The sequence below is a fragment of the Ruegeria sp. CE9 genome, from assembly GCF_056537425.1.
On the sequence record NZ_JBQFRO010000002.1, the window covers coordinates 44125 to 69161 of the forward strand.

The following is a 25037-nucleotide window of genomic DNA, read 5'->3' on the forward strand; positions in this document are numbered from 1 at the left end:
CGCGAACACCCGCACGATCTGTTCCCGCGTACCAAACCAGTACCAAATTCCGACCTCTCAAATGATGGGGTGAAACCCCATCCTACGGCTCTCCAAACGCCCCTTCGGTGACCGCACCTCTCCACTCCGGATCAATTCGACCTGCGCGAATATCGCGATGGATTGACGAATACGGAGAATCGGTCGGGCGCTCGACCAACCCGTGTTTGACCAGGGCTCCGCCCCAACAATACGCCATATGATTGCGGTAATCCTGTTCGTCCCGAATGGTGTGCTCCCAAAACCGGCGCCGCCAAACCCCGGCATCCCCCTTCGCAATTTTCGAATCCGCGCGTAGGGTGGGGTTCCACCCCACCACTCCCGACGCCTTCACCCCGCGCGTAAACCGCGCCTTGATCGAACCCCATCGCGTCGAATAATCCGTATCCCCCGGCGGCAAGGTCCAAACCGCGTGCAGGTGATCCGGCAACACCACAAACGCATCGCACCAGAACGGCCGCTCTCTCTGCGTTGCCGCAAAGGCCGCCCGCAAATGCGCCACCTCGCGCACCAGCAAATCCGACGACCGGTCGGCCAGAGACACGGTGAAAAAGTATTTGGCTCCGGGAATGCGAACCCGTCGATAATCGCTCATGCCTTAAGTGGATCATGGGCATGGTTAACGGACTCTAAAGGGCCGGCGTGTGAGTCCGCAAGATAACTTAAGCTTATCGATATCCGGCCATCCAATAACCAAAATCGTCGGCGGATTTTTGTACAAGACGGACGATTCCCCCTCAAACCCTTGTACAATCCATACAATCCGCCCTTGCCACACCGTCTGACCGATGCCATATCCAAGAGGCTTACGTTTTTCTATTTCGACCTACTGTCTCCTTCTACGGCGCTCAGTCACTCGATCCAGACAACGACGCCGGGCTGCCGCAACTCCGTGGGCAGCACCAAACAGGAGACAACGGATATGCCAGCAGGCACCGTAAAATGGTTCAACACCACCAAAGGCTACGGCTTTATCGCACCCGAAGATGGCGGCAAAGACATCTTCGTACACATCTCGGCGGTCGAGCGTTCGGGCCTTACCGGTCTGGCCGATAACCAGAAAGTCACGTACGAGCTGCGCGCTGGCCGTGACGGCCGCGAAAGCGCGGACGACATTCAGCTGGCCTAAGCTGCTGAAAGGGCAGGGTTTTTATCCTGCCCTTACATACTGTGATCAAACTGCCTCATGTGACAGGGCATAGCTTCACAAATCGGTGTAGACGCCCCAAGATTGCCCAAATCGGTTATCATACTGATACGTAAGTATGATTTCTTTGCTCATTTGAGGGATGTCACCATGTTCACACGCCGTGTCTTTCTGGCCGGTACCGCTGCAAGCCTGCTGCCGGGTGTCGCCAGCGCCAAGAAGGCGGTCGAATATGATCCGACGCCGCAATTCGTGCGCGTAAAAAAGCAGTTTCAACCGGGGCAGCTGCTGGTCGTTCCGCGGTCATTCTACCTTTATTATATAACCGAACCCCGCAAGGCGGTCCGCTATGGCTGCGGTGTCGGCAAGGCCGGTCTGGAGTTCACCGGGACCGCAACGATCGATGTCAAAAAGGAATGGCCCACTTGGCGGCCAACCGATGAGATGATCGAGCGCGACCCAGTGGCTTATGGCCGGTTCAAGGACAACGACTATGTTCAGCCCGGCGGCGGCGATAACCCCTTGGGTGCACGGGCTTTGTATCTGTTCCAGAACGGGATCGACACCTATTTCCGCATCCACGGCACAACGCAACCGCAGACGATCGGGCGGGCGGCCTCAAACGGCTGCATCCGAATGCTGAACGAGCATGTGATCGATCTGTATAACAGAGTGCCAATCGGAACGGTCGTTACCGTGGTCTAGGCCGCCGACCAATCGACGTCGTCAGCCTCTTCAATCGTCAATCGACCTTCGGGCCAAGGGCGAGCCAAACTCTGCGCTTCTTCTTCAGCCCCATGCAACCAGCGCTGCACGTCCTGCCCCTCCAGCAGCACGCCCATCCGGTGATGGATCGGCTTAACATCGGCATTGGGCTCGCAGGTCACAGAGGCAACCTGATCCACGCGCAACCCGCCCGGCGCCTCCCAAGTATCGGTGATCGCTGCAAACAGCAGCGGTGATCCGTCTTTGGCCGCGATGCGCCACGCTGTTTTGCGCCGCTTTTCCCCTGTCCATTCGTACCAGCCATCCACCGGAATGACCGCTCGCCCGACACCCTCAAATGCGCTTTTGTCAAAAACCGTCTCGGAACGGGCATTGATGATGGTCTCCATAACGGGACGTCCGCGCGCATTGACCCGGCCAACGGGGATCATGCCCCAACGCATGGTCGTCAGCCCATCGCGGGCGAGAACAACAACCTCCTGACCCGGTTGAATATTTCTGCGTGGGGGCTGCGGCCCAAGGTTGTTCTCAACGTTCAGAAAACCCGCGATTTCTGCCATTGATCGCGTCAGGAAGAACCGGCCCGGCATCGCCCTCTCCTATTCAACTGCGCGTTCCGTAAGCGCCAAGACAGAGGGGCCCAGAGACTCGACAATCCTCGATACACCTTCAGCGTTCGGATGGATGCCATCTGGCTGCATGAACTGACGCGCAGCTTCTGGGTCGCCCTCGGTTGTGAGCCCATCAAAGAAGCTTTCCGCATAAAGCGCGCCAAATTGCTGAGCCAGCTCGGGATACATGGCATCAAAACTCTGCTTGTAGTCAGCGCCGTAGTTTCCGGGCGCCTGCATCCCGATCAGCAGCACTTGAACATCCGATGCTGCCGCAGCGTTCAGGATCGTCTCAAGATTGCCGCGTGACACGTCGGGATCGATCCCACGCAACCAATCATTGCCTCCAAGGGCCACGATCATGCCATCGACATCAGGTGTAAGGGTCCAGTCAACGCGGGCTGCGCCGCCTGCAGTGGTGTCTCCGGAAACACCGGCGTTGATCAATTGAACATCCGCCCCTTCCGCCTGCAACCAGCGCTGCAACTGCGGCACAAAACCGTCCCGTTCCGGCAGCCCGTAGCCTTGCGTCAGGGAATCCCCGAGCGCTGCGATCACCACCGGCTCGGCCGTCGCTGCAAATCCGCAACAGATGAACACACACGACATCAAACCCTTGCGCAGTTTCTGTTTCGCGCCATATCCCAATGGACTGTACCCCTCTTGATGGCCTGATCGATGACGACACCTGTTCTCACCCTCCAAGATGCCGCATTATCGCTGGATGGCAATGCCGGAAGAGTGGATATCCTGCACGACATCTCACTGACAGTGAACAAGGGCGAGACTCTGGGGCTGGTCGGCCCCTCCGGTTCAGGCAAGTCTTCCCTGCTGATGCTGATGGGCGGGCTGGAGCAGGCCACCGCTGGTCGCGTTAGCGCATTAGGTCAAGATTTGAACGACATGGGCGAAGATGCGCTGGCGCGGTTTCGGCGCGATGCGATGGGAGTTGTGTTTCAGAACTTCCACCTTATCCCGACGATGACGGCGCTTGAAAACGTGGCAACTCCGCTTGAACTGGCAGGGCACAAGGATGCTTTTCAGCGCGCTGAGGCTGAATTGGATGCCGTGGGCCTGTCGCACCGACGCGATCACTACCCCGCGCAAATGTCTGGTGGTGAACAGCAACGCGTGGCACTGGCCCGCGCCTCGGCCCCGCGTCCACAGATTTTGCTGGCGGATGAGCCAACGGGCAATCTGGATGAAACCAACGGATCGGCAATCATTGACCTGTTGTTCGGTCTGCGTGATCGGCACGGGGCGACCCTGGTTCTGGTAACGCACAGCCATACTTTGGCACAAAAATGCGACCGCGTCGTACGCTTGCGGGATGGACGTATCGCCGAAGAATCCCAGCGCGAGGCCGCCGAATGAGCCTGCGTCTGGCCGGTCGTCTGGCGCGGCGCGAACTGCGCGGAGGATTGCGCGGGTTTCGTGTGTTTCTGGCCTGCTTGGCTTTGGGCGTCGCGGCAATTGCAGCGGTCGGCATGGTGCGTCAGGCCATCCAGACCGGTTTGCAGCAAGAGGGTGCGTCGCTTCTGGGCGGGGATGCCCAGCTGGAATTCACCTATCGCTTTGCCAACGATCAGGAGCGCGCGTGGATGGCTGAAACCGCGCAAGCGGTCTCGGAGGTCGTTGATTTCAGGTCCATGGCCGTGACGCGTGATGGCGCTGAAGTGCAGCGAGGGTTAACCCAAGTCAAATCGGTGGACGAAGCCTATCCGCTGTTGGGATCGGCCGTTTTGGAACCCGAGCTATCTTTGGCTGACGCCTTTGCCGGCACCGGTGGGCTACCCGGTGCGGTGATGGCCCCGTCTTTGATTGACCGTTTGAACCTTTCGGTGGGCGACCAGTTCGACCTTGGCACGCAAACCTTTGTTCTGATGGCTGCGCTTGAGCATGAGCCGGACGGTGCAGCAGATGGCTTTTCGCTGGGACCACGCACCTTGGTTCGAACCGAGGACTTGCAATCCTCGGGCCTGCTGGCGCCGGGCACTTTGTTCTCAACGAAATACAGAATGGATTTGCCAGCAGCAGCCCAATTGGATGCGCTGTCGTCAGAGGCAAGACAGGCCTTTGAAGGCACCGGCATGCGCTGGACTGATGCTCGCAATGGCGCGCCGGGCATATCCGAATTCGTCGGCCGCCTGAGCGCATTTCTGGTGCTGGTGGGCCTGTCCGGGTTGGCGGTCGGCGGGATTGGTGTATCGGCTGCCGTGCGCGCTTATCTTTCCCAGAAGACCGAGACCATCGCGACCCTGCGCACCTTGGGCGCGGACCGGGCGACGATTTTTCAAACCTATATGATCCAGATCGCTGTTCTGTCCGGCGTTGGTATTGTCCTGGGCTTGTTCCTCGGCGGAGCGCTGCCCATGCTTCTGGCTCCGGTTATCGAATCTCAACTCCCGATTCCGGCAGTGTTTTCAATCTATCCACAACCATTGGCGGAGGCTGCGCTTTATGGCGTGCTGACGGCGTTCCTGTTTACACTCTGGCCGTTGGCCAGAACAGAAGAAGTGCGCGCCGCCACCTTGTTCCGCGATGCGCTGTCTTCAGCCCGCAGCTTTCCACGCCTGATCTACGTCGGCGCAACAGCCCTTGGCCTTGCTGTGTTGATCGGATCCGCCGCTTGGTTCAGCGGTTCAACCCGTTTGACCTTGTGGACCAGCGCGGGACTTGCCGGGGCGCTGGCCCTGTTGGCGCTTGCCGCGTTCGCCATTCGAAAACTGGCGCGCACCGGGACACCATGGGTGCGTGGCCGCCCAGCCGTGAGGTGGGCATTGTCCGCCATCTCTGACCCACGCGAAGGGGCCGCGTCGGTAGTTCTGTCATTGGGCCTGGGCCTTTCAGTCCTTGCAGCCGTGGGGCAGATCGACGGTACCTTGCGCAACGCGATCTCGGGGAACCTGCCAGAAGTTGCACCCTCATATTTCTTCGTCGACATCCAAAAGGATCAGATGCCCGGGTTCAGCGAACGTCTGAACAGTGACCCCGCCGTCAGCCGCGTTGAAAGCGCACCGATGCTGCGCGGGATCATCACCAGGATCAACGGTCAGCCCGCGCGCGAGGTGGCGGGAGATCACTGGGTGCTGGACGGCGATCGGGGCGTGACCTATTCCGCCCAACCGCCACAGAACGCCCGTGTCACCGACGGTGAGTGGTGGCCCGAGGACTACAGCGGCCCGCCTCAGGTCAGCTTTGCCGCAGAAGAGGCCGCCGAGATGGGGCTGAAACTGGGCGATGAGCTGACCGTGAATATTCTGGGGCGCGACATCACCGCTGAGATCACATCACTACGCGAGGTTGATTTCTCGACCGCGGGGATTGGGTTTATCATGTCTATTAACCCCTCAGCATTGGCGGGTGCACCGCACAGCTTTATCGCGACCGTTTATGCGGAAGAAGAGGCCGAGGCTGCCATCCTGCGCGATCTGGCCGGGCAATTTCCCAACATCACCGCAGTGCGGGTCCGGGACGCCATCGACCGGGTTTCGGGCCTTCTTGCGGGGCTGGCGGCAGCCACCTCATACGGCGCGGGCGTATCCCTGTTGACCGGTTTTCTGGTGCTGATCGGCGCTGCTGCCGCAGGAGAACCTGCGCGCAGATATGAGGCCGCGATCCTCAAAACTCTGGGTGCAAACCGGGGGCGCATACTGCGCAGCTTTGCGCTGCGCGCGATCCTGTTGGGGGCAGCCGCTGGTTGCGTTGCCCTATTAACCGGTATCTTGGGCGGCTGGGCCGTGGCCACGTATATATTCGACACGGATTTCGCGGTTATCTGGTCGTCCGCGCTGGGGATCGTCTTCGCCGGGGTCGGCGTCACGCTGGGCGCGGGGATGGTCTTTGCCCTCAGGCCGCTGTCTGTACGCCCGGCGCGCATTCTGCGCGCCAGCGACTGAGGTCAGCGCATACAGGCGACCGGCTGTAATATCTTCAGCAATTGATCATTGTCACACACCAGCGCGTCGAGCGTGATTTCATCGAGCGAGGCATAGAACACCTCAGCCGCATCCTGCAGCGCCAACCGCAAGCGGCAGGCATCCGTCAGTGGGCAGGTGTTGTCGGCATCCGCAAAACACTCGGCAATCGGCAAACCGCCTTCCACATGGCGGAACACCGATCCGACACGGATCTGATCCGCCGGGCGCGCTAGTGTCATACCGCCATTGCGGCCCCGTTGAGTGCTGAGATAGCCCAACTGGCTGAGCTGGTTGATCACCTGTGCCAGATGGTTTTCCGAGATGTTGCATACATCGGCAATCTCGGCCTTTGTGACCAACCGATCCTGATGCGCGGCGCAATACATCAATACACGCACCGCAATGTTCGTCCGTTTGGTAATCCGCATGAGGGCCTCCCGAATCTCAAGATGAAGCCTTATTGCATGTCCCGTAAAAAGACTGTTTGACATACATCAATCGTCAAAGAAGGACGCGACGCACATGGCAGACCCTTATTTCTTCGGCTATGGCAGCCTCGTGAACCTGTCGACACACGACTTTCCCGACCCGCGCCCTGCGCGGCTGAAGGGGTGGCGGCGCGCGTGGCGACACACCGATCTGCGTCCGGTCGCGTTTCTGACGGCTGTTCCGGATGCCGATTGCGAAATCGAGGGGATGATCGCCCATGTCCCAAAGAACGACTGGGCTGCGCTGGATGAACGGGAATGGGCCTATGACCGAGTGTTGGCCACGCATTCCGTAACCCACACCCTGACGCAAGAAGCAGAAATCGCAGTCTATGCGGTTCCCCATGACCGCCACACTGCGCCCAACAATCACCATCCGCTGCTGCTGAGCTATATCGATGTAGTGGTACAAGGCTATCTGCGGGCATTCGGACCAGAAGGTGCGGATCGTTTCTTTGCCACAACTGATGGCTGGGACGCACCGATTTTGAATGATCGGGCCGAGCCGCGTTATCCACGACATCAGCAGTTAAAGCCCGTTGAAACTGAATTCGTGAATGATCGGTTGCAACGCGTTTCAGCCCGGGTCTTGCAGCCCGAAGAACAAAGAAAGGCAGGCGAATTGCCTGCCTCCTTTGAGTTTTAGCGTCGATCCCGCGGATTAGCTGCGCGCGCGGATCACCTGCAGAAGCGGCAGCAAGGAGGCCATCTCTGGGCCTCGCTCCATCCCGGTCAGCGCTTTGCGCAGTGGCATGAACAGGCCTTTGCCTTTGCGGCCCGTAGCCTCTTTTACGGCTTTGGTCCATGTGCTCCATGTCTCCGCATCGAACGGACCTTCGGGCAGCAGGGCAATCGCCTCGGCAATGAATTCACGGTCTTCATCCGCGATCAATGGCTCTGCCCCTTCGCGGCACAGGTCCCACCAGCCTTTGAGATCGCTCAAGGTGGTGATGTTCTCGCGCGCCATTGCCCAGAACGGTTCGGCCAGTTCTGCCGGAACGCCTGCGTCGGCCACGGCATCAGCCACATCGGCCAGCGGCAGCGATTGCAAGTGCTTCGCGGTCAGCGGGAACAGGTCCTGCACGTCAAACTTGGTCGGCGCCGCGCCAAATCGATTAATGTCAAACCCGTCGATCAGCTCGGACATGTCCGAGCGCAGTTCGACCGGGTCAGACGACCCCAGCCGCGCCATCAGGCTCAGCAGAGCCATCGGCTGCACGCCCTGTTCGCGCAGGTCGCGCAGGGCCAGAGTACCCAGACGTTTCGACAGCGCCTCGCCCTGTGGGCCGGTCAGCAGTGAATGGTGCGCGAAACGCGGACAGGTGCCGCCCAGGGCTTCGATGATCTGAATCTGCGTTGCGGTATTGGTGACATGATCCGAGCCGCGCACGACATCGGTTACGCCCATTTCGGTGTCATCGACCACAGAGGCAATCGTATACAGAACCTGACCATCGCCCCGGATCAGCACCGGATCAGAAACCGAGGCCGCATCAATCGAGATATCGCCCAGAATGCCGTCATTCCATTCGATCCGCTCGTGGTTCAGCTTGAACCGCCAGACGCCGTTGCCGCGTTCGGCACGCAGGGCTTCTTTCTCGGCATCCGACAGATTCAACGCCGCACGGTCATAGACCGGCGGCTTGCCCATATTCAGCTGTTTCTTACGCTTAAGGTCCAGCTCGGTTGGCGTTTCGAACGCCTCATAAAACCGGCCCATCTCGCGCAACTTGTCTGCAGCCTCGGCATAGCGATCCAGCCGTTCAGACTGACGCTCAACCCGATCCCAATGCAGGCCCAGCCATTCCAGATCCTGTTTGATCGCATCGACATATTCTTCCTTCGACCGCTCAGGATCGGTGTCATCGATACGCAGAATGAATGTACCGCCAGCCTTGCGAGCAATCAGATAGTTCATCAGGGCGGTGCGCAGGTTGCCCACATGGATGTAACCGGTGGGCGACGGGGCAAAACGGGTCGTGGTCATGTAGTTCTCCTGTTGGCGCGGCTCATCTCACATGGGCGCGTTTTTGTCCAGCAGGGGCTTTCAGGTAGGCTCGACCGGCCACATTGCATCCAGACGTTCAAGCCCGGCTTTGATCAGTTCACGCAGCACGTCGAGATCGATATCCGGCAGCTTGTTCACATAAAGGCAGGATTTACCCAGCTTGTGCTTGCCCAGCCTCGATAAGATGTCGCTGAAATCAGCATATCCCGGCATGATGTAGATGGAATGCGCAGCCTTACGCGGAGAAAACCCGGTTGCCAGAAAATCCCCCTCGCGCCCTGACGCATAGCGATAGTGATATCGGCCATAGCCGATAATCGACGGCCCCCACATTACTGGTTCATATCCGGTGATTTCTCGAAACAGCCTGTCCAGCACCTGCGCCTCTTCCGCTTTGCGCGCAGGCTGTACTGCCGTCAGAAAATCGGCGACGTTTTGCCCAGTGGGAACCGTTTTGTTCTGAGTTTGCGGCATGAACAAAAATTAACACGTAATGTTCATCCACGCAGCCCATGTAATGCGTCTATAACTGGCAAGCGACCCACGCCGAGCTAATTCCAATACTGGCGTTCTGACAGGGAGACATCGACATGACCATCAAATTGACACGCAGAGCTGCTCTGGGTGCAGCAGCGGCATTGCCTTTTGCATCAGCAGCAGCCCCGGTTCTGGCGGCAGGTGAGGCGGCCAAGGCAAATTCGACTATAGCCAAATCCTTCAAGCTGGGTGATTTCACCGTTACAACTTTGCTGGACGGCAGCGTCCCCCGCGACGATCCAAAGGCGCTTTTTGCTGCGGACGTGGCCGATGATGAATTTGCGGCTGTCTCGGCCGAAAACTTCATCCCCACTAACGTCGCACAGTTCTTCTTTACCCCCACGCTGGTTCATACCGGTTCGGAACTGGTGTTGTTCGACACAGGTCTGGGGCAAGGTGGGATCCAGGCCGCGCTGGCTGATGCAGGCGTCACACCCGATCAGGTTGATGTGGTGGTGATTACCCACATGCATCCCGACCATATCGGCGGCATGACGACAAATGACGCGCCGACATTCGCCAACGCTCGATTTGTGACCGCCGCTCCGGAATATGATTTCTGGTCGGCGCTGGAAGCAGGGAACCGCGTCGGAGATATGGTGGCGGCGAAGGTCACACCTCAGGCCGAGAAGATGACTTTCCTGGAAGATGGCGGAGAGGTTGCTTCGGGGATCACGGCCGTCGCTGCCTATGGGCATACACCCGGCCACACGGTCTACCATCTTGAAAGCAACGGCCAACGACTGGTGCTGACGGCGGATTTGGCAAACCACTATGTCTGGTCTTTTGCACACCCTGAATGGCCGTTCAGCTTTGACATGGATGCAGCCGCCGCAACGGCATCTCGCCGAAATGTGCTGGGAATGCTGGCTGCGGACAAAGTGCCGATGATCGGCTATCACATGCCCTTCCCGGCAGCCGGATATGTTGAAACCCGAGGCGACGGGTTCCGGTTTGTTCCGGTCAGCTATCAGATGATGGGCTAAGCCCTAATATCCAGGGTCCGGCCGCACTTTTGAGCCATCCGTGAAACGGGACAGGCGAAAGGCGGTCGGATCAACACAAGGTGTGGTTCCGGTAACCAGATCAGCCGTCAGGCGTCCAGCACCGGGGCCAATGCCAAACCCATGGCCGGAAAATCCGGTCGCAATATGCAGGCCAGGGATTTCATCAACCTGCGAGATGACCGGGATTGCATCGATCATTCCGGCCCAGCTTTGGACGATTTCTGCCCCATCCAACGCAGGCAGCGCCTTTCGGGCGCTGGCCCATGCCCGCCGCAACACTCTTTGCGAAGGTTCGGGATCCAGAACACGGCAATGCTCGAACGGGGTCACATCGGTTGGTACCCAGGCCTTTTCCTGTTTGGCCTCGGTCACCCAGCGACCGGACAATCGAAACCTCAGCGAGCGCCACTCTTGCCGAAAGGCGGGCAGAAACTGTTTCGCAAGGCGAAAGCTTTCAGGGACGATATCCACAGTGTTCTCATGCCCCGAGGCGATGGTATATCCCCCGTCCGCGCGTTTCCGGATGGCAAACGCATCGCTCCACAGCGACACGTCAGGCCCTGCCTCTACCGGTGAGGTGCGCATGACGGTGTTCAGCACCTTGAGCTGGGGCAGATCGATCCCGGCATTGCCTGCAAACAGACGCGACCATGCCCCGCCTGCAAGCACGACTTGGCTGCAACTTACGCGCCCACGCTCAGTGAAAACGCCAGCGATCCGACCGGCCTCAAGATCAACACTCCGGACTGCACATTGCGTCATGATTGCGGTGCCGCGTTCACGGGCGGCCTCGGCGATGGCGGGTGCCGCCCACTGCGGCTCGGCGCGACCATCCTGCGGCATGTAGAGGCCCGCGCGCAGCTTCATAGCGCTGTTTGGTAATAGCTTTTCCAGTTCAGGCCCGGACACCATGCGTGCACCAGTTTGCAGCCCTTCAACATGCTGCAACCATCGCGCCAGATTTGCCTCATCCCTTGAACCCGATGCTCCGAATACGATCCCCGATTGGGTGTACCCCGTCGCCCGACCAAGCCGTGCATCCAGCCCTTTCCAAACCCGGATCGCCTCTTGCATCAGGGAAATTTCGCGCGGATCACGTGTGCCCAGCCGAACCCAGCCCCAATTGCGTGAACTTTGTTCGCCCGCTATTCGGCCTTTCTCGCACAACAGAACGGAAACACCACGCTCAGCCAGTTCAATGGCTGTCGAGGTTCCAATGATTCCACCGCCAATTACGACAACATCTACGTGTTTAGGGAGTAAAAGATCAGATTCGACGGGTGTCGGAGTAGGGCCAGGCATCAACCGCTCGGTGCTAATTCGTCAGAGCGTCATCCAGCCTGAAGACGATTGCACTGGCAATGTGCAAACGCCGTTGTTCCCGCCAATTGCAGGAACCTGTGGCCAATCGGCCAACGCGCGGCGATTCCCGCCGCACATAACCTTCAGATCAGGCAGCGCCGGACAATTGCGCCCACTTTTGACGCAGCACCGAGCTTAGCCCTTGTTCAGTTTTTGTCGCGATCGATTCCTGCGACTGCAGAACCGGGAATTCCGGTCGCAAAAGCGATGTGCCGGATGCCGTCTGCGACGCAGGCACCTCTTGGCACATGATATCCGCAATCGCTGCATCAACGGCTGCTTCATCAAGTTCAAGAGGACGAGATTCCATCGGCTTCAACAGCGACGGAGAATGAAGAGGTTTATCGTACCCATTCGTCATTTTACCACCAATACCTTTACTGACATCCCAAACACGGATGCCCTTTCCAGCTTAACAATCCAGATCGTTGGGTCTGAAAATGGCAGGCCAACCTACCGGATTGCGTCACACCCGCCCCATATGAGGCGAACCCCTGTCACAAATGTGGCAAAAAAGGGACCCGCGCACAAGTCAAACCTGAGTTTTCATCGCACAAACAACGGCGTAGCAGTTACAATGGAATTCTGATCGTGCCATTGGTTCGTAAATCGCAACAATATCGCCGCGGGCACTGAGAACAGTGCTTACTTCCGATCTCGCCAGCGATTCACGATGGGGTATCGGCGATCCAGCCAGAAGGCCCTCGGCGTCAGTCGAGTGCCCGGTGCAGATTGGAAGCGCTTGTATTCACTGATGTAAATTAAATACTCAACGCGCCGCGCCTCAGCCTCATCGAAACCAGCCGCAACGCAATCGGCTATCGAGCCCTCCTGATCCACCAGTATGTCCAGAATGGCGTCCAGCACCGGGTAATCCGGCAGGCTGTCGCTATCTTTCTGATCCTCACGCAGTTCGGCACTCGGCGGCTTGTCGATGACCGAAGGACGAATGACCTCTCCTTGCGGGCCCATCATCCAATCGCGGTGATTGGCGTTGCGCCAACGGCAGGTTTCAAACACACGGGTCTTGTACAGGTCTTTGATCGGGTTATAGCCACCGTTCATATCGCCATAGATGGTGGCATACCCCACCGCGACCTCGGATTTATTGCCGGTGGTCAGCAGCATCTCGCCAAACTTGTTCGAAATCGCCATCAGCAATAAGCCACGCAGGCGCGACTGAACGTTTTCTTCGGTCAAATCCTCATCGCGCCCGGCAAACAGCGGCGCAAGCGTGTTGGTCACCGCGGTCCGGCCTTCGGAAATCGGCACGAAATCATAGTGAACACCCAGCGCCTTGGCGACGGCTTCGGCATCATCCAAAGAGCTTTGGCTGGTATATTCCGAAGGCAGCATCACGCAGCGCACATTGTCCGAACCGATGGCATCAACCGCAATCGTTGCAACCAGTGCCGAGTCGACGCCCCCTGATAGGCCAAGCACCGCCTTTTTGAAGCCGGTTTTATCCATGTAGTCACGCAGGGACTGGACCATCGCGCGATAGTCCTGCTCCCACTCATCCGGCTGCGGAACCACCTCGGCAAGATCGATTTGCCAGCCGTCTTTTGTGCGCAACAGGTCAATGTTTTGTACCGCCTCATCAAAGACGGGCATGCGAAACGCAAGTTCTCCGCCGGGGTTCAGGCCAAAGGTGGCACCGTCAAAAACCTGATCATCCTGACCGCCGACCATGTTCAGATAGATCACCGGCAGGCCTGTCTCGACCGTGCGGGCCACCATATGGTTCAGCCGGATATCGTATTTGTTGCGGAAATAGGGCGACCCGTTGGGGATCAGCAGAAACTCGGCTCCGGTTTCCTCGAGCGTTTCGGCGACATCTTCGTGCCAGCCATCCTCGCAAATCGGGCTCCCGATGCGGACATTGCCCACTGCATAAGGCCCACCCATTGGGCCCGCGTCATACAAACGGACTTCGTCAAAGACGGTCTCGTTCGGTAAATGATGTTTGAGAACCTTGCTGACAATCTTCCCACCCCGAAGGATGAGGTATGCGTTATAGAGCTTTTCGTCCTCGACCCATGGGCCACCGATCGCCAGAGCAGGGCCATTGGTGCAGTCTTCCGCCAGCGCCTGTACGGCCCGCATGGCCGCTCGGTGGAACACTGGCTTCATCACCAAATCCTGAGTGTTGTAGCCGGTGATGAACATTTCAGGCAGTGCTACCAGATCGGCCTGTGCTTCGCGCCCCTTCCGCCAAGCTGCTGCAGCCTTTGCGGCATTGCCTTCGATATCCCCAACAGTTGGGTTCAATTGCGCCAGAGTGATGCGGAAACGGTCGGCCATTTTGCCCTCTTGCCCTCGTCAGTCCTTCAGGGATTTAACAGATCACAGCGCAAGTGAAAGGCAAATGCGGCAAAACCCGTTGCTCTGCCCCCGACGGTATCCTAGTTTTGCGCCAACACGTCATAAGAGCCGCAGGCAGGTACAAATATGAAAGCGATCCGCACATCCATTACCGCTGCTACATTTGCCATGCTGGCACAATTTGCGTCAGCGCAACAAAACGATCAGGTCAGAATAGCCGATGACGACGTCGGAGGTGTCTACGAAGGCACTTTCGAGAACGGCCTGAGGCACGGCACCGGGACTTATCGGCTACCGAGCGGGTTCGAGTATTCCGGGCAATGGATCGAAGGTGAAATCCAGGGGCAAGGCGTTGCCCGCTACACCAATGGCTCAATCTACGAAGGCGAGTTCGTCAAGGGCCAACCAGAGGGTCGCGGCAAGATTACATATGCCGATGGGCAAACCTATGAAGGCGAATGGTCCAATGGCGCGATCAATGGCGCGGGCATTGCAGAATACATCAATGGCATGCGGTATGAGGGCACGTTCAAAGAGGCTCAGCGCCACGGTCAAGGTATCCTAACCGGTCCTGACGGATACGTCTATGATGGCGACTGGGTCGATGGCCGCAAGGAAGGCACGGCCAAGATCATCTATGCCGATGGCAGCACCTATGAGGGCGACGTCAAGGCTGGCAAGCGCAATGGCACCGGCAGTCTGAACCTCGCTGGCGGGATGTCCTATTCCGGCGAATGGGTCGACGATCAAATGACAGGTAACGGGCGCTTGGCCCTTCCCAATGGGGATGTCTATGAGGGTGCTTTGGTCAGCGGGCGGCGTCAGGGTGAAGGCAAGGTTACCTATGCCAGCGGTGCGGTGTACGTGGGCAATTTCGCGGATGACCTACGCGACGGGCAAGGGACCTTTACCGGTCCTGACGGTTTTCGCTATTCTGGCGAATGGTCTGATGGTCAGATCGCCGGCCTAGGCGAAGTGACCTATGCGGATGGGTCCGTTTATGTGGGCGATTTTTTGGACGATCTGCAGCACGGCAAAGGCCGCACGACTTATCCAAACGGCACTATCTATGATGGTGACTGGGTCGCTGGCGTGTTTGAAGGCACAGGAACCGCAACATATCCCAATGGCACGGTCTACACGGGCCACTTCAAAAATGCGCGCAGCCATGGCAAGGGCGTACTGACCTTCGCCAACGGCTATCGCTATGATGGGGATTGGGTAGATGGCGTCCGACAAGGCAAAGGCAAAGCCACATTTCCTGATGGAACCATCTACGATGGCGACTTTCTGGATGGTCAACGCCACGGTGTAGGTACGCTGACCCGCCCTGGTGGCTTCAGCTATTCGGGTGAATGGTCCGAAGGGAAAATCAACGGCGCAGGGACGGCAACCTATGAAACCGGCGACGTTTATGAGGGCAATTTCCTGGATAACAAACGCCACGGAGAAGGCACTATGCGGTTCGCCGGTGGTGAGGTCGAAACGGGCGTCTGGGAGAACGATACACTCGCGCGTGAAGCCGAGACTGCAACTGAAACGCCTGCGCCAGAACCAGAGCCTGCGCCGTCAGAACCCGAATCCAACGCGGATACCACGGATACAAGCGACGGCTAGGCGCGACCTACCAGGGCACGCGTTGCCCAGCCCAATCGTAGAACCCACCCGTATCGGCAGGTGAAAGCCCCGCGATCACTGCAAGCAAATTCTGCGCCGCCGCCTCAGGCTCGACCGCTGGATGGCGTCCCAGATATTTCTGCGTGAATGCCGTCTTGACCGTGCCGGGATGCAACGCGACACAGATCGCTTGTTTGTGGGTGCGCGCCAGTTCATTTGCCGCCGTATGGACGATCTGGTTCACTGCGGCCTTTGCTGCGCGATAACTTACCCAGCCTCCCAACCGGTTATCTGCAATTGACCCAACGCGCGCCGATAAGACGACGATTGCCGATCGCCGGTCGCGCGGTAATAGTCTGTATGCCTGTTTAAGAACCAACGCCGGACCAACCGCATTCAGGGCAAACTGATCCATCATCGCGCGGGCAGACACCGCACGCATCGACTTTTCAGGTGCCGCCCCGTCAATCTCGAGCGCTCCGGTTGCGACAATAACTGCATCGAACGGCCCGGGGAGAGCCTCCAATATCTGTTCTGCCTTATCAGGGACACTCAGATCAAACCCATCCACAGATCGGGACAGACGCGTAACCTCAACACCCTGCACCTGCAATTGCGCGCTCAGCGCGCGTCCAATTCCGCCAGAGGCGCCAATAATCAATGCGGTTTCCATGGTTTCAGAGCTAGACGAAATCCCGGCACCTTCAACTGATTACTCAAATTCCACCCCTATTCATTTTCCCGCTTTTCATTCACGACCTGCGCTGTATAAGCTGGATGCATGATCAACCGCGCAGATATCGCTTTTGCTGACGCCGCCCAATGCGGTGCGTCGCTGCGTGGTCTACTGATCCTAATCCGCCTCTGAGCGTGCCATCCGGCGCGCCCGCTCAGAGGAGGACGCCAGCGCGCCAAGAGGCTTAGGACAGAAGAAGAAAGAGTACCCCATGACCTATGTAACCGACCAAGACCGCGTCTTGATCTTCGATACCACCTTGCGCGACGGCGAGCAGAGCCCCGGCGCGACCATGACCCATAACGAAAAGCTGGAAATTGCAGAGCTTCTCGATGAGATGGGGGTCGATATCATCGAGGCAGGTTTCCCGATCGCATCAGAAGGCGACTTCAAAGCGGTGTCCGAGATCGCCGAGCGGTCGAAAAACAGCCGCATCTGCGGCCTTGCGCGGGCGAATTTCGCTGATATCGATCGGTGTTGGGAGGCGGTGAAACACGCCGAGAAGAACCGGATTCACACCTTTATCGGAACTTCTCCGCTGCACCGCGCCATCCCGAACCTGACGATGGACGAGATGGCCGACAAAATCCACGAAACGGTCAGCCATGCGCGCAACCTGTGCGAAAACGTGCAGTGGTCGCCGATGGATGCGACCCGGACCGAATGGGATTACCTGTGCCGCGTGATCGAGATTGCGATCAAGGCGGGTGCTACCACGATCAACATCCCCGATACGGTTGGCTACACCGCCCCGGTCGAAAGCGCGGATCTGATCAAACGCCTGATTGAGACGGTGCCTGGCGCGGATGAGGTGGTTTTTGCCACCCATTGCCACAACGATCTTGGCATGGCGACTGCGAACTCGCTGGCTGCGGTCGCAGGGGGCGCACGGCAGATCGAATGCACGATCAACGGCCTGGGTGAGCGCGCAGGAAACACCGCGCTGGAAGAGGTCGTGATGGCCCTGCGCACGCGCAATGACATCATGCCATGGCATACAGGCATCGATACGACCAAGATCATGCACATCTCGCGGCGGGTGGCGACCGTTGCAGGCTTCCCGGTCCAGTTCAACAAGGCCATTGTCGGCAAGAACGCCTTTGCCCATGAAAGCGGCATCCATCAGGATGGAATGCTGAAGAACCGCGAAAACTTCGAGATCATGCGGCCCGAAGATATCGGGCTGTCGGGCACGTCTTTGCCATTGGGCAAGCACTCAGGCCGCGCCGCATTGCGGGATAAATTGGAAACGCTGGGTTATGAGGTTGGGGACAACCAGCTTAAGGACATTTTCGTCCGGTTCAAGGATCTTGCCGACCGCAAGAAAGAGGTCTTTGACGATGACCTGATCGCCCTGATGTCGCTGGACGACGACGATGATCGCCTGCAACTGGTGTCGATGAAAGTGACCTGCGGCACCAGCGGGCAGGCTGAATCGACCGTCGAATTGGAGTTCGATGGCAAAGACGTCATCGCGACCGAACACGGCGATGGTCCGGTTGACGCGACCTTCAAAGCGATCCGCGCAATCTATCCGAACAAGGCGCATCTGCAGCTGTATCAGGTGCATGCCGTCACTGAAGGCACGGACGCTCAGGCGACGGTTTCGGTGCGCTTGGAAGAGGATGGAATGATCGCGACTGGCCAATCTGCCAACACTGACACGGTTGTTGCCTCGGCCAAAGCCTATATTCACGCGCTGAATCGTCTGATCATGCGGCGCGAAAAAGCAGGCCCCGGGGCCGACGCACGCGAGATCAGCTATAAAGACCTGACCTGATCAAAGGGCGAAACGCTCCCGCACCCGCGGCGGCCCGGCTTCGCCGACCCTTCTTGGGTTTTGGGCCCGGCAGCGCGCCTCTGGCGCGCTGCCGGGCCCAACGCGTTTGACGGCATCTTTGATGCAGGCAAACGGAGCGGGAGAATTTACACTGCGCTCAAAGTGTTCAGAGTTCCGCGAACATCTGGGACAGCCGATGTGTTTCCTCTTCGATCCCAAAGGGCGCATTCAGTATGAACATTCCCGATCCGACCATGCGGTGGCCTTCACGTGCCGGAGGAAATGTAATCTCATGGCAAATCGTTTTTGGATATCCAGCGGATTTCAGCGACGAGATCATCGCCTTATGACGCGCATCCGTCAGGATTGGATACCAAAGTGCGATCACCCCAACATTCCACTTGCGATGCAGCTTGGCGATAAGCCCGGGCATGCGATCATACTCGGCCTTTACTTCATAGCTGGGATCAATCAGCAACATCCCCCGCCTTGGCGTTGGCGGCAGCCGGGAATGCGCCAAGTCAAAGCCATCCTGCTGATAGACCTTGGCTCCGAACGGAGATAGCGTCAATGACAGCGCCGCATGCTCTTGCGGATGCAACTCGGCAAAGTGCAGGCTATCCTGCTCGCGTAGCAAATTGGCCGCGATCAGTGGTGATCCGGGATAGGCCTGCGCCCCATGGCGAGCCTGTACGGCCTGCAACACCTGTGCCAGCGGGTGATCCGGGTCAAACCACCCCTCTCGTTGTGCCCGCGCGATACCGGCGGCTGCTTCGCCCGTCCGAACCGCTTCGGCCGCATCAAGCTGATATAACCCGCGCCCCGAATGCGTTTCGATATAGCTGACTGGTTTGTCCTTCTGGGTCAGATACTGCAGCGTCCACGCCAATAATGTGTGCTTTTGTACATCAGCCAGATTTCCTGCGTGGTAAATGTGTTGATATGAGAGCATCTTGCCTTCTAAAGTCCCCATCAATAAGGCGGAAAGGTGCTGACTGTCGCGGAATCAGCCCTTTAACCGGGCGAGTTGGCACCCTATAAGGCATCCGTCCCGGAACCGTCGAGTCGCGGGCAGTGGAAATTCTGATAAACGGGATCAGTGAAAATATGGGCATCTTTGGCAATCTGGGCGGCCTGTTCTCAGCAGACATGGCAATTGACCTCGGGACGGCGAACACGCTGGTTTATGTCAAAGGGCGCGGCGTGATCCTGTCGGAACCTTCGGTTGTGGCGTATCACGTCAAGGACGGTGTGAAGAAAGTTTTGGCCGTTGGGGAAGATGCCAAGCTGATGCTGGGCCGGACCCCGGGTTCAATCGAAGCGATCCGTCCAATGCGCGAAGGTGTCATCGCCGATTTCGACACTGCCGAAGAGATGATCAAGCATTTTATCCGCAAGGTGCACAAACGCTCGACCTTCTCGAAACCAAAGATCATCGTCTGTGTCCCGCATGGTGCAACACCAGTTGAAAAACGCGCGATCCGCCAGTCGGTTCTGTCTGCAGGTGCGCGACGCGCGGGCCTGATTGCCGAACCGATTGCAGCTGCGATCGGTGCGGGCATGCCGATCACCGACCCGACTGGCAACATGGTCGTTGATATCGGCGGCGGCACCACCGAGGTCGCGGTTCTGTCGTTGGGTGACATCGTTTATGCTCGTTCGGTCCGCGTGGGCGGTGACCGGATGGACGAGGCCATCATTTCGTATCTGCGTCGCCAGCAGAACTTGCTGGTTGGTGAATCCACCGCCGAACGCATCAAGACCACCATTGGAACAGCCCGGATGCCCGATGATGGGCGTGGGCAGTCGATGCATATCCGAGGCCGCGATCTGTTGAACGGCGTGCCTAAGGAAATCGAGATCAGCCAGGCTCAGGTGGCCGAAGCACTGTCCGAGCCCGTTCAGGCGATCTGCGAGGCGGTGATGACCGCGCTGGAAACCACACCGCCCGATCTGGCGGCTGATATCGTCGACCGCGGCGTCATGCTGACCGGTGGCGGTGCGCTGTTGGGCGATTTGGATCTGGCTCTCCGCGAACAGACCGGGCTGGCCGTGTCAATCGCTGATGAAAGCCTGAATTGTGTGGCTTTGGGCACCGGAAAGGCGCTTGAATACGAAAAACAACTGCGCCACGCGATTGACTACGATAGCTAAGGCGCGCACCTTATTGGGGTGAGAACTCGGGCACGAGCAGCACGGGAAGGTAACCTGTGGCAAAGGACCGATCACAGCGCGATGAATATACGACACCCCTGCGCCGGTTGTTGCTGGGGATTGTTGTTTTATGCCTGCTTGGTATTTTCCTCGTCTGGCGCATTGACAGCCCGCGAGTCGAACGATTCCGAGCTCAGGTGCTCGACACGGTTGTACCCTCTATGGAGTGGGCAATGGTGCCTGTTACGGCGCTGGTGAACCTGTCTCGTGATTTTCAAAGCTACCAACGCCTCAGCGAACAGAACCAGGAATTGCGCAGCGAATTGCGGCTGATGCGCGCGTGGAAAGAGGCCGCGCTGCAGCTGGAACAGGAAAACGCCCGCCTGCTGGATTTGAACAACGTGCGGCTTGATCCGCGCCTGACCTACGTAACCGGTGTGGTGATGGCAGATAGCGGTTCGCCGTTCCGGCAATCGGTTCTTCTGAACGTGGGTGAGCGAGACGGCATCAGGGATGGCTGGGCGACCATGGACGGAATTGGCGTTGTCGGACGCATTTCGGGCGTTGGGGCGGATACAGCCCGCGTCATCCTGATGACCGATGCTTCAAGCGCGATACCTGCGACCATCCAGCCCTCGGGCCAGACAGCTCTGATAACCGGCGACAACAGTGCCACGCCCACGGTCGAGTTTCTGGAGAACCGAGAGCTTGTGCGCCCGGGTGACCGTGTTGTGACTTCAGGCGATGGCGGCGTGTTTCCTGGCGGGCTGCTGATCGGACAAATCGCCGTTGATCCGGGCGGCCGGTTGCGCGTGCGTTTGTCGGCGGATTTCGAGCGGCTGGAATTTCTGCGCGTGCTGCGGTTCCAATCTGCCCCACCAATCACCGATTCAGGGGACATTGTCGGCCCCCGCCGACCCGAGGCATCATTGACCCCGGCTGAGGTTAGCGATGGATAGGGCGGTTACTCACCTTTGGGCCAAACGCGGTCTCTATGTTGCTTTGGCAATACTCGTGGTGTTCTTGCACCTGCTTCCGCTGGATGCAAAACCAGACCGTTTGCCGTTTCCTGACGTATTGATCGCGCTCACCTATGCATGGGTGCTGCGGCGATCCGAATATGTCCCGGTTCTGATCATCACCATCGTCATGTTTATGGCCGATTTGCTGCTACAACGCCCTCCGGGCCTGTTGGCCGCGCTGGTGGTGCTTGGCGCGGCTTACTTGCGCACCGCAGCGCCAGGCATGCGGGATGCAGGATTTGTCAGCGAATGGACAACTGTCGGAGCGGCCATCGCCACCGTCTTCGTGCTCGATCGTTTGATCCTTGCGATCCTGTCCGTGCAGCAAGCGACGTTGGGACCGGTGGTCATTCAAGTGTTCATGACGATTGCTATATATCCACTGATGGTTTTGCTTAGCCAGACCGCATTTGGTGTGCGGCGTAAATCAGTCGCGGACAACGGAACGGCAAGGGTGCGGCCATGAAGCAGCGCAAACCCAAACCACAAGGTCTTGCATATAAGAGGCTGCCGCGCCGCGCCCTGATCCTTGGCGGGTTACAGACCGCCTTTATCGGGGGGCTGGCGGCCCGTATGCGTTTCATGCAGGTGGATCAGGCAGACGAATACCGTCTGTTGGCCGAAGAAAACCGGATCAATATTCGCCTGATCCCACCCACCCGAGGCCGGATCTATGATCGCAACGGGCAGATAATCGGCCAGAACTCACCCTCCTATCGCATCGTCATCGTGCGAGAAGATGCAGGCGACATTGATGAGGTCTTCGCCAAGCTGTCTAATCTGATCCCGCTGACCGAGGATGAGATCGAGCGTGCCAAAACCGAGATGCGCCGATCAGCCCCTTTCCTGCCCGTCACGCTGGCCGATCAGGTGACGTGGGAGGATATCTCAAAGGTCGCGGTCAACGCCCCTGCCCTGCCCGGCGTCACACCCGAAGTGGGTCAAACTCGGCAATACCCGCGATATGAGGATTTCGCGCATATTGTCGGGTATGTTGGCCCGGTCAGCGACTATGACCTGAGCCAGATCGAAGACCCGGAGCCTGTGCTGCGCATCCCCCGGTTCCAAATCGGCAAGGTTGGTCTGGAAGCCAAGCAGGAATTCGAGTTGCGCGGCAGGGCTGGATCAAAGCGGGTTGAGGTCAACGCCACCGGGCGTGTCATGCGTGAACTGGACCGTCAAGAGGGTCAACCGGGCGCAGATCTGCAGCTTTCCGTGGACGCGGATCTGCAACAATATGCACAGGCGAGGCTGGCCGGGGAAAGTGCGGCTGCCGTAGTCATTGACTGCGAAACCGGCGATCTGCGGGCAATGGCCTCGGCACCCAGTTTCGATCCGAACCTGTTTGTGCGCGGCATCTCGGTTGCGGATTACCAGTTTCTAACACAGGATAAATATCGCCCGCTGGCAAACAAGACTGTTCAAGGAACTTATCCGCCCGGTTCAACCTTCAAGATGGTCACGGCCTTGGCCGCACTTGAGGCAGGCGTTATTGGCCCCGGCAACACAGTCTACTGCCCCGGCCACCTGAAGGTTGGCAGCCGCCGCTTCCACTGCTGGAAACGCGGCGGGCACGGGATGGTAGACCTAAATACGTCGCTCAAGCGGAGCTGCGATGTTTATTACTACGATGTGGCGATAAAGGTCGGCATCGACAAAATCTCTGAGATGGCGCGCACCCTTGGTCTGGGTGTCAAGCACGACATCCCAATGTCCGCCGTTCGCGCAGGTTTGGCCCCCAATCAGGAATGGAAACAAAGGACCCATGGCGAGGACTGGTTGATCGGTGATACGGCCAACGCATCGATCGGGCAGGGCTTTATGCTGGCCTCGCCAATGCAATTGGCCGTAATGACTGCGCGGATCGCCACCGGGCGCGCTGTTGCACCCCGTTTGGTGCGATCAATCGACGGCATCGAACAGCCAACAGGTGCCGGTGACCCGCTAGAGATCAACCGTACAAACCTGCGGTATATTCGCGAGGCGATGTGGTCGGTGTCGAACGATCGGCGCGGCACAGCCTATCGCAGCCGCATCATCGCCGATGATTTCCGTATGGCGGGCAAAACGGGCACCAGCCAGGTGCGCAATATTACCAAGGCGGAACGCGCGGCAGGTGTGATCCGCAATGAAGACCTTCCTTGGGAACGGCGCGACCATGCCCTGTTCGTCAGCTTTGCGCCTTACGACAATCCCAAATATGCGATCGCGGTTGTGGTCGAGCATGGGGGCGGTGGCTCTAAGGCGGCGGCCCCCGTCGCGCGGGACATCATGCTTCAGGCGCTATACAACGGCACCCCACCGCTCGAAGCCTACCCGGTCGCTGATCGAGAGCGCATCAAGGAACAACAAAAACGGCTTGAGGGCGACCGCCGCCCCAAAGCGCGTCCCGACGCAAAGGATCGCGCATGAGCTATCTTGAATACGCCGTCAAATCCACGCCATCAGGCTTCAGCAAATTCCTGTATATGAATTGGCCGCTGACGCTGTTGCTGATCAGCGTCGCCAGTGCTGGCTTCCTGATGCTCTACTCGGTCGCGGGTGGATCCTGGACGCCATGGGCCGAACCGCAGATGGAGAGGTTCGGGCTGGGTCTGGCGGCCATGTTCATCATCGCCTTGGTACCGATCTGGTTCTGGCGCAACATGTCGGTTGTGGCCTATCTGGGCTCGATCGGTCTACTGATTGTTGTCGAGTTGTTTGGCACCATTGGCATGGGCGCACAGCGCTGGATTGACTTGGGGTTCATGCGGCTCCAACCCTCAGAGGTGATGAAAGTTGCGCTGGTGATGGTGCTGGCCGCCTATTACGATTGGTTGCCCGCGCATAAAACCTCGCGCCCGATTTGGGTAATTATCCCTGTCCTACTGATCCTGATCCCCACCTTCATGGTGCTGCGGCAGCCTGATCTTGGCACCTCGATCCTGTTGCTGGCAGCGGGTGGTGGCCTGATGTTCCTGGCTGGTGTTCACTGGGCCTATTTCGCTGCGGTGATCGCGGCTGGGGTTGGTCTGATTGCAACCGTGTTCAACAGCCGTGGGACGGAATGGCAGCTTCTCAAGGACTACCAGTTCAGGCGCATCGATACCTTTCTTGATCCCTCGACAGACCCGCTTGGGGCGGGGTATCATATCACTCAGTCCAAGATTGCACTGGGTTCAGGCGGCTGGAATGGGCGCGGTTTCATGGAAGGCACGCAATCACGTCTGAACTTTCTGCCCGAGAAACACACCGATTTCATCTTCACCACTCTGGCCGAAGAGTTCGGCTTTGTTGGCGGCATCACCCTGCTGATCCTATACGGCATGATCCTGATCTTCTGCATGGTCACGGCATTGTCGACCAAGGATCGGTTCTCGTCTCTGGTGACACTGGGCATCGCGCTCAATTTCTTCCTCTTCTTTGCAGTCAATATGTCGATGGTGATGGGTCTGGCGCCGGTTGTCGGAGTACCGCTGCCCATGGTCAGCTATGGTGGTTCGGCAATGCTTGTGCTGATGGCTGCTTTCGGTATCGTGCAAAGCGCCCATATCCACCGCCCCCGTTGAAAGGTTCCCA

The 25037-nt window shown here is 58.4% G+C and carries 24 protein-coding genes; 13 read left to right on the forward strand and 11 right to left on the reverse strand.

What is annotated here, in order from left to right:
* Positions 1 to 82 precede the first annotated feature (82 nt).
* Positions 83 to 634 (reverse strand): REP-associated tyrosine transposase, encoded by a 552-nt coding sequence (locus ACR0B3_RS04710; RefSeq protein WP_480808067.1) that lies wholly within the window; start codon positions 632 to 634, stop codon positions 83 to 85.
* A gap of 327 nt (positions 635 to 961) precedes the next feature.
* Between ACR0B3_RS04710 and ACR0B3_RS04715 the strand changes: the two genes are divergently transcribed.
* A complete protein-coding gene (locus ACR0B3_RS04715; protein WP_170573203.1) occupies positions 962 to 1168 on the forward strand; it encodes a cold-shock protein in 207 nt (68 codons plus the stop codon).
* Positions 1169 to 1336: 168 nt separating this feature from the next.
* Complete coding sequence (locus tag ACR0B3_RS04720; protein WP_170685366.1) at positions 1337 to 1891, forward strand: L,D-transpeptidase; 555 nt, start codon at positions 1337 to 1339, stop codon at positions 1889 to 1891.
* On the opposite strand, the gene ACR0B3_RS04725 is transcribed toward ACR0B3_RS04720, so the two are convergent.
* Both ACR0B3_RS04725 and ACR0B3_RS04730 read right to left on the reverse strand, forming a co-directional pair.
* Positions 1888 to 2502, reverse strand: a complete 615-nt coding sequence (locus tag ACR0B3_RS04725) for an SOS response-associated peptidase (RefSeq protein ID WP_480808068.1) — start codon at positions 2500 to 2502, stop codon at positions 1888 to 1890. The genes ACR0B3_RS04720 and ACR0B3_RS04725 overlap by 4 nt on opposite strands.
* Positions 2503 to 2511: 9 nt before the next feature.
* Positions 2512 to 3132, reverse strand: a complete 621-nt coding sequence (locus ACR0B3_RS04730; RefSeq protein WP_480808069.1) for an arylesterase — start codon at positions 3130 to 3132, stop codon at positions 2512 to 2514.
* Between the two features lie 69 nt (positions 3133 to 3201).
* Here ACR0B3_RS04730 and ACR0B3_RS04735 point away from each other — a divergent pair, with 69 nt between their 5' ends.
* Positions 3202 to 3897 (forward strand): ABC transporter ATP-binding protein, encoded by a 696-nt coding sequence (locus ACR0B3_RS04735; RefSeq protein WP_480808070.1) that lies wholly within the window; start codon positions 3202 to 3204, stop codon positions 3895 to 3897.
* Complete coding sequence (locus tag ACR0B3_RS04740; RefSeq protein ID WP_480808071.1) at positions 3894 to 6422, forward strand: ABC transporter permease; 2529 nt, start codon at positions 3894 to 3896, stop codon at positions 6420 to 6422. Before ACR0B3_RS04735 ends, ACR0B3_RS04740 begins: the two co-directional genes overlap by 4 nt.
* A gap of 2 nt (positions 6423 to 6424) precedes the next feature.
* Here ACR0B3_RS04740 and ACR0B3_RS04745 read toward each other — a convergent pair whose 3' ends face one another.
* Positions 6425 to 6871, reverse strand: a complete 447-nt coding sequence (locus ACR0B3_RS04745; RefSeq protein ID WP_480808072.1) for an RrF2 family transcriptional regulator — start codon at positions 6869 to 6871, stop codon at positions 6425 to 6427.
* A 94-nt stretch (positions 6872 to 6965) separates the two neighbouring features.
* Between ACR0B3_RS04745 and ACR0B3_RS04750 the strand changes: the two genes are divergently transcribed.
* Entirely contained in the window at positions 6966 to 7577 is a 612-nt protein-coding gene (locus ACR0B3_RS04750; protein ID WP_480808073.1) for a gamma-glutamylcyclotransferase family protein, read from the forward strand.
* 15 nt (positions 7578 to 7592) lie between these two features.
* Here ACR0B3_RS04750 and gltX read toward each other — a convergent pair whose 3' ends face one another.
* A complete protein-coding gene (gltX, locus tag ACR0B3_RS04755; protein ID WP_480808074.1) occupies positions 7593 to 8918 on the reverse strand; it encodes a glutamate--tRNA ligase in 1326 nt (441 codons plus the stop codon).
* Between the two features lie 60 nt (positions 8919 to 8978).
* Positions 8979 to 9413 carry a DUF1801 domain-containing protein gene (locus ACR0B3_RS04760; RefSeq protein ID WP_480808075.1) on the reverse strand — a complete coding sequence of 145 codons (435 nt, stop codon included), beginning with the start codon at positions 9411 to 9413 and terminating at the stop codon, positions 8979 to 8981.
* Between the two features lie 116 nt (positions 9414 to 9529).
* Between ACR0B3_RS04760 and ACR0B3_RS04765 the strand changes: the two genes are divergently transcribed.
* Complete coding sequence (locus ACR0B3_RS04765) at positions 9530 to 10462, forward strand: MBL fold metallo-hydrolase (RefSeq protein ID WP_170760423.1); 933 nt, start codon at positions 9530 to 9532, stop codon at positions 10460 to 10462.
* 3 nt (positions 10463 to 10465) lie between these two features.
* Here the strand turns inward: ACR0B3_RS04765 and ACR0B3_RS04770 are convergent, their stop codons facing one another.
* From ACR0B3_RS04770 to ACR0B3_RS04780, 3 genes are all read right to left on the reverse strand, one after another.
* A complete protein-coding gene (locus tag ACR0B3_RS04770) occupies positions 10466 to 11785 on the reverse strand; it encodes an NAD(P)/FAD-dependent oxidoreductase (protein WP_480808076.1) in 1320 nt (439 codons plus the stop codon).
* A gap of 148 nt (positions 11786 to 11933) precedes the next feature.
* Complete coding sequence (locus tag ACR0B3_RS04775; RefSeq protein WP_480808077.1) at positions 11934 to 12155, reverse strand: hypothetical protein; 222 nt, start codon at positions 12153 to 12155, stop codon at positions 11934 to 11936.
* 335 nt (positions 12156 to 12490) lie between these two features.
* Positions 12491 to 14149 carry an NAD+ synthase gene (locus ACR0B3_RS04780; RefSeq protein ID WP_480808078.1) on the reverse strand — a complete coding sequence of 553 codons (1659 nt, stop codon included), beginning with the start codon at positions 14147 to 14149 and terminating at the stop codon, positions 12491 to 12493.
* Between the two features lie 147 nt (positions 14150 to 14296).
* On the opposite strand from ACR0B3_RS04780, the gene ACR0B3_RS04785 reads away from it, so the two are divergent.
* The gene (locus ACR0B3_RS04785) at positions 14297 to 15787 is read left to right on the forward strand and encodes an MORN repeat-containing protein (protein WP_480808079.1); all 1491 of its coding nucleotides are present in this window, start codon (positions 14297 to 14299) and stop codon (positions 15785 to 15787) included.
* A 7-nt stretch (positions 15788 to 15794) separates the two neighbouring features.
* Here ACR0B3_RS04785 and ACR0B3_RS04790 read toward each other — a convergent pair whose 3' ends face one another.
* Positions 15795 to 16460, reverse strand: coding sequence for an SDR family NAD(P)-dependent oxidoreductase (locus tag ACR0B3_RS04790; RefSeq protein ID WP_480808080.1), 666 nt, complete (start codon positions 16458 to 16460; stop codon positions 15795 to 15797).
* Positions 16461 to 16734: 274 nt separating this feature from the next.
* Here ACR0B3_RS04790 and ACR0B3_RS04795 point away from each other — a divergent pair, with 274 nt between their 5' ends.
* A complete protein-coding gene (locus ACR0B3_RS04795; protein ID WP_480808081.1) occupies positions 16735 to 18303 on the forward strand; it encodes a 2-isopropylmalate synthase in 1569 nt (522 codons plus the stop codon).
* Between the two features lie 166 nt (positions 18304 to 18469).
* On the opposite strand, the gene ACR0B3_RS04800 is transcribed toward ACR0B3_RS04795, so the two are convergent.
* On the reverse strand, positions 18470 to 19255 hold the full coding sequence (locus tag ACR0B3_RS04800; protein ID WP_480808082.1) for a 23S rRNA (adenine(2030)-N(6))-methyltransferase RlmJ: 786 nt from the start codon (positions 19253 to 19255) through the stop codon (positions 18470 to 18472).
* A gap of 155 nt (positions 19256 to 19410) precedes the next feature.
* Between ACR0B3_RS04800 and ACR0B3_RS04805 the strand changes: the two genes are divergently transcribed.
* From ACR0B3_RS04805 to rodA, 5 genes are read left to right on the forward strand one after another with little or no spacing between them, the layout of a single operon-like run.
* On the forward strand, positions 19411 to 20457 hold the full coding sequence (locus tag ACR0B3_RS04805; protein WP_480808446.1) for a rod shape-determining protein: 1047 nt from the start codon (positions 19411 to 19413) through the stop codon (positions 20455 to 20457).
* Between the two features lie 56 nt (positions 20458 to 20513).
* Positions 20514 to 21416 (forward strand): rod shape-determining protein MreC, encoded by a 903-nt coding sequence (gene mreC, locus ACR0B3_RS04810; RefSeq protein WP_480808083.1) that lies wholly within the window; start codon positions 20514 to 20516, stop codon positions 21414 to 21416.
* On the forward strand, positions 21409 to 21945 hold the full coding sequence (locus ACR0B3_RS04815) for a rod shape-determining protein MreD (protein WP_480808084.1): 537 nt from the start codon (positions 21409 to 21411) through the stop codon (positions 21943 to 21945). Before mreC ends, ACR0B3_RS04815 begins: the two co-directional genes overlap by 8 nt.
* Positions 21942 to 23891 carry a penicillin-binding protein 2 gene (gene mrdA, locus ACR0B3_RS04820; protein ID WP_480808085.1) on the forward strand — a complete coding sequence of 650 codons (1950 nt, stop codon included), beginning with the start codon at positions 21942 to 21944 and terminating at the stop codon, positions 23889 to 23891. Before ACR0B3_RS04815 ends, mrdA begins: the two co-directional genes overlap by 4 nt.
* Positions 23888 to 25027 carry a rod shape-determining protein RodA gene (gene rodA / locus ACR0B3_RS04825; RefSeq protein WP_480808086.1) on the forward strand — a complete coding sequence of 380 codons (1140 nt, stop codon included), beginning with the start codon at positions 23888 to 23890 and terminating at the stop codon, positions 25025 to 25027. Before mrdA ends, rodA begins: the two co-directional genes overlap by 4 nt.
* Positions 25028 to 25037 lie beyond the last annotated feature (10 nt).

Bases quoted from the DNA above. Each gene is read 5' to 3' on its own strand.
- ACR0B3_RS04800 (WP_480808082.1), bottom strand. From the start codon at position 19,255: ATGCTCTCATATCAACACATTTACCACGCAGGAAATCTGGCTGATGTA.
- rodA (WP_480808086.1), top strand. From the start codon at position 23,888: ATGAGCTATCTTGAATACGCCGTCAAATCCACGCCATCAGGCTTCAGC.
- ACR0B3_RS04780 (WP_480808078.1), bottom strand. From the start codon at position 14,149: ATGGCCGACCGTTTCCGCATCACTCTGGCGCAATTGAACCCAACTGTT.
- ACR0B3_RS04765 (WP_170760423.1), top strand. From the start codon at position 9,530: ATGACCATCAAATTGACACGCAGAGCTGCTCTGGGTGCAGCAGCGGCA.
- gltX (WP_480808074.1), bottom strand. From the start codon at position 8,918: ATGACCACGACCCGTTTTGCCCCGTCGCCCACCGGTTACATCCATGTG.
- ACR0B3_RS04775 (WP_480808077.1), bottom strand. From the start codon at position 12,155: ATGGAATCTCGTCCTCTTGAACTTGATGAAGCAGCCGTTGATGCAGCG.
- ACR0B3_RS04795 (WP_480808081.1), top strand. From the start codon at position 16,735: ATGACCTATGTAACCGACCAAGACCGCGTCTTGATCTTCGATACCACC.
- ACR0B3_RS04790 (WP_480808080.1), bottom strand. From the start codon at position 16,460: ATGGAAACCGCATTGATTATTGGCGCCTCTGGCGGAATTGGACGCGCG.
- ACR0B3_RS04735 (WP_480808070.1), top strand. From the start codon at position 3,202: ATGACGACACCTGTTCTCACCCTCCAAGATGCCGCATTATCGCTGGAT.
- ACR0B3_RS04750 (WP_480808073.1), top strand. From the start codon at position 6,966: ATGGCAGACCCTTATTTCTTCGGCTATGGCAGCCTCGTGAACCTGTCG.
- ACR0B3_RS04730 (WP_480808069.1), bottom strand. From the start codon at position 3,132: ATGTCGTGTGTGTTCATCTGTTGCGGATTTGCAGCGACGGCCGAGCCG.
- ACR0B3_RS04805 (WP_480808446.1), top strand. From the start codon at position 19,411: ATGGGCATCTTTGGCAATCTGGGCGGCCTGTTCTCAGCAGACATGGCA.
- ACR0B3_RS04745 (WP_480808072.1), bottom strand. From the start codon at position 6,871: ATGCGGATTACCAAACGGACGAACATTGCGGTGCGTGTATTGATGTAT.
- ACR0B3_RS04740 (WP_480808071.1), top strand. From the start codon at position 3,894: ATGAGCCTGCGTCTGGCCGGTCGTCTGGCGCGGCGCGAACTGCGCGGA.
- ACR0B3_RS04710 (WP_480808067.1), bottom strand. From the start codon at position 634: ATGAGCGATTATCGACGGGTTCGCATTCCCGGAGCCAAATACTTTTTC.
- ACR0B3_RS04770 (WP_480808076.1), bottom strand. From the start codon at position 11,785: ATGCCTGGCCCTACTCCGACACCCGTCGAATCTGATCTTTTACTCCCT.
- mrdA (WP_480808085.1), top strand. From the start codon at position 21,942: ATGAAGCAGCGCAAACCCAAACCACAAGGTCTTGCATATAAGAGGCTG.
- ACR0B3_RS04760 (WP_480808075.1), bottom strand. From the start codon at position 9,413: ATGCCGCAAACTCAGAACAAAACGGTTCCCACTGGGCAAAACGTCGCC.
- ACR0B3_RS04815 (WP_480808084.1), top strand. From the start codon at position 21,409: ATGGATAGGGCGGTTACTCACCTTTGGGCCAAACGCGGTCTCTATGTT.
- ACR0B3_RS04715 (WP_170573203.1), top strand. From the start codon at position 962: ATGCCAGCAGGCACCGTAAAATGGTTCAACACCACCAAAGGCTACGGC.
- ACR0B3_RS04725 (WP_480808068.1), bottom strand. From the start codon at position 2,502: ATGCCGGGCCGGTTCTTCCTGACGCGATCAATGGCAGAAATCGCGGGT.
- ACR0B3_RS04785 (WP_480808079.1), top strand. From the start codon at position 14,297: ATGAAAGCGATCCGCACATCCATTACCGCTGCTACATTTGCCATGCTG.
- ACR0B3_RS04720 (WP_170685366.1), top strand. From the start codon at position 1,337: ATGTTCACACGCCGTGTCTTTCTGGCCGGTACCGCTGCAAGCCTGCTG.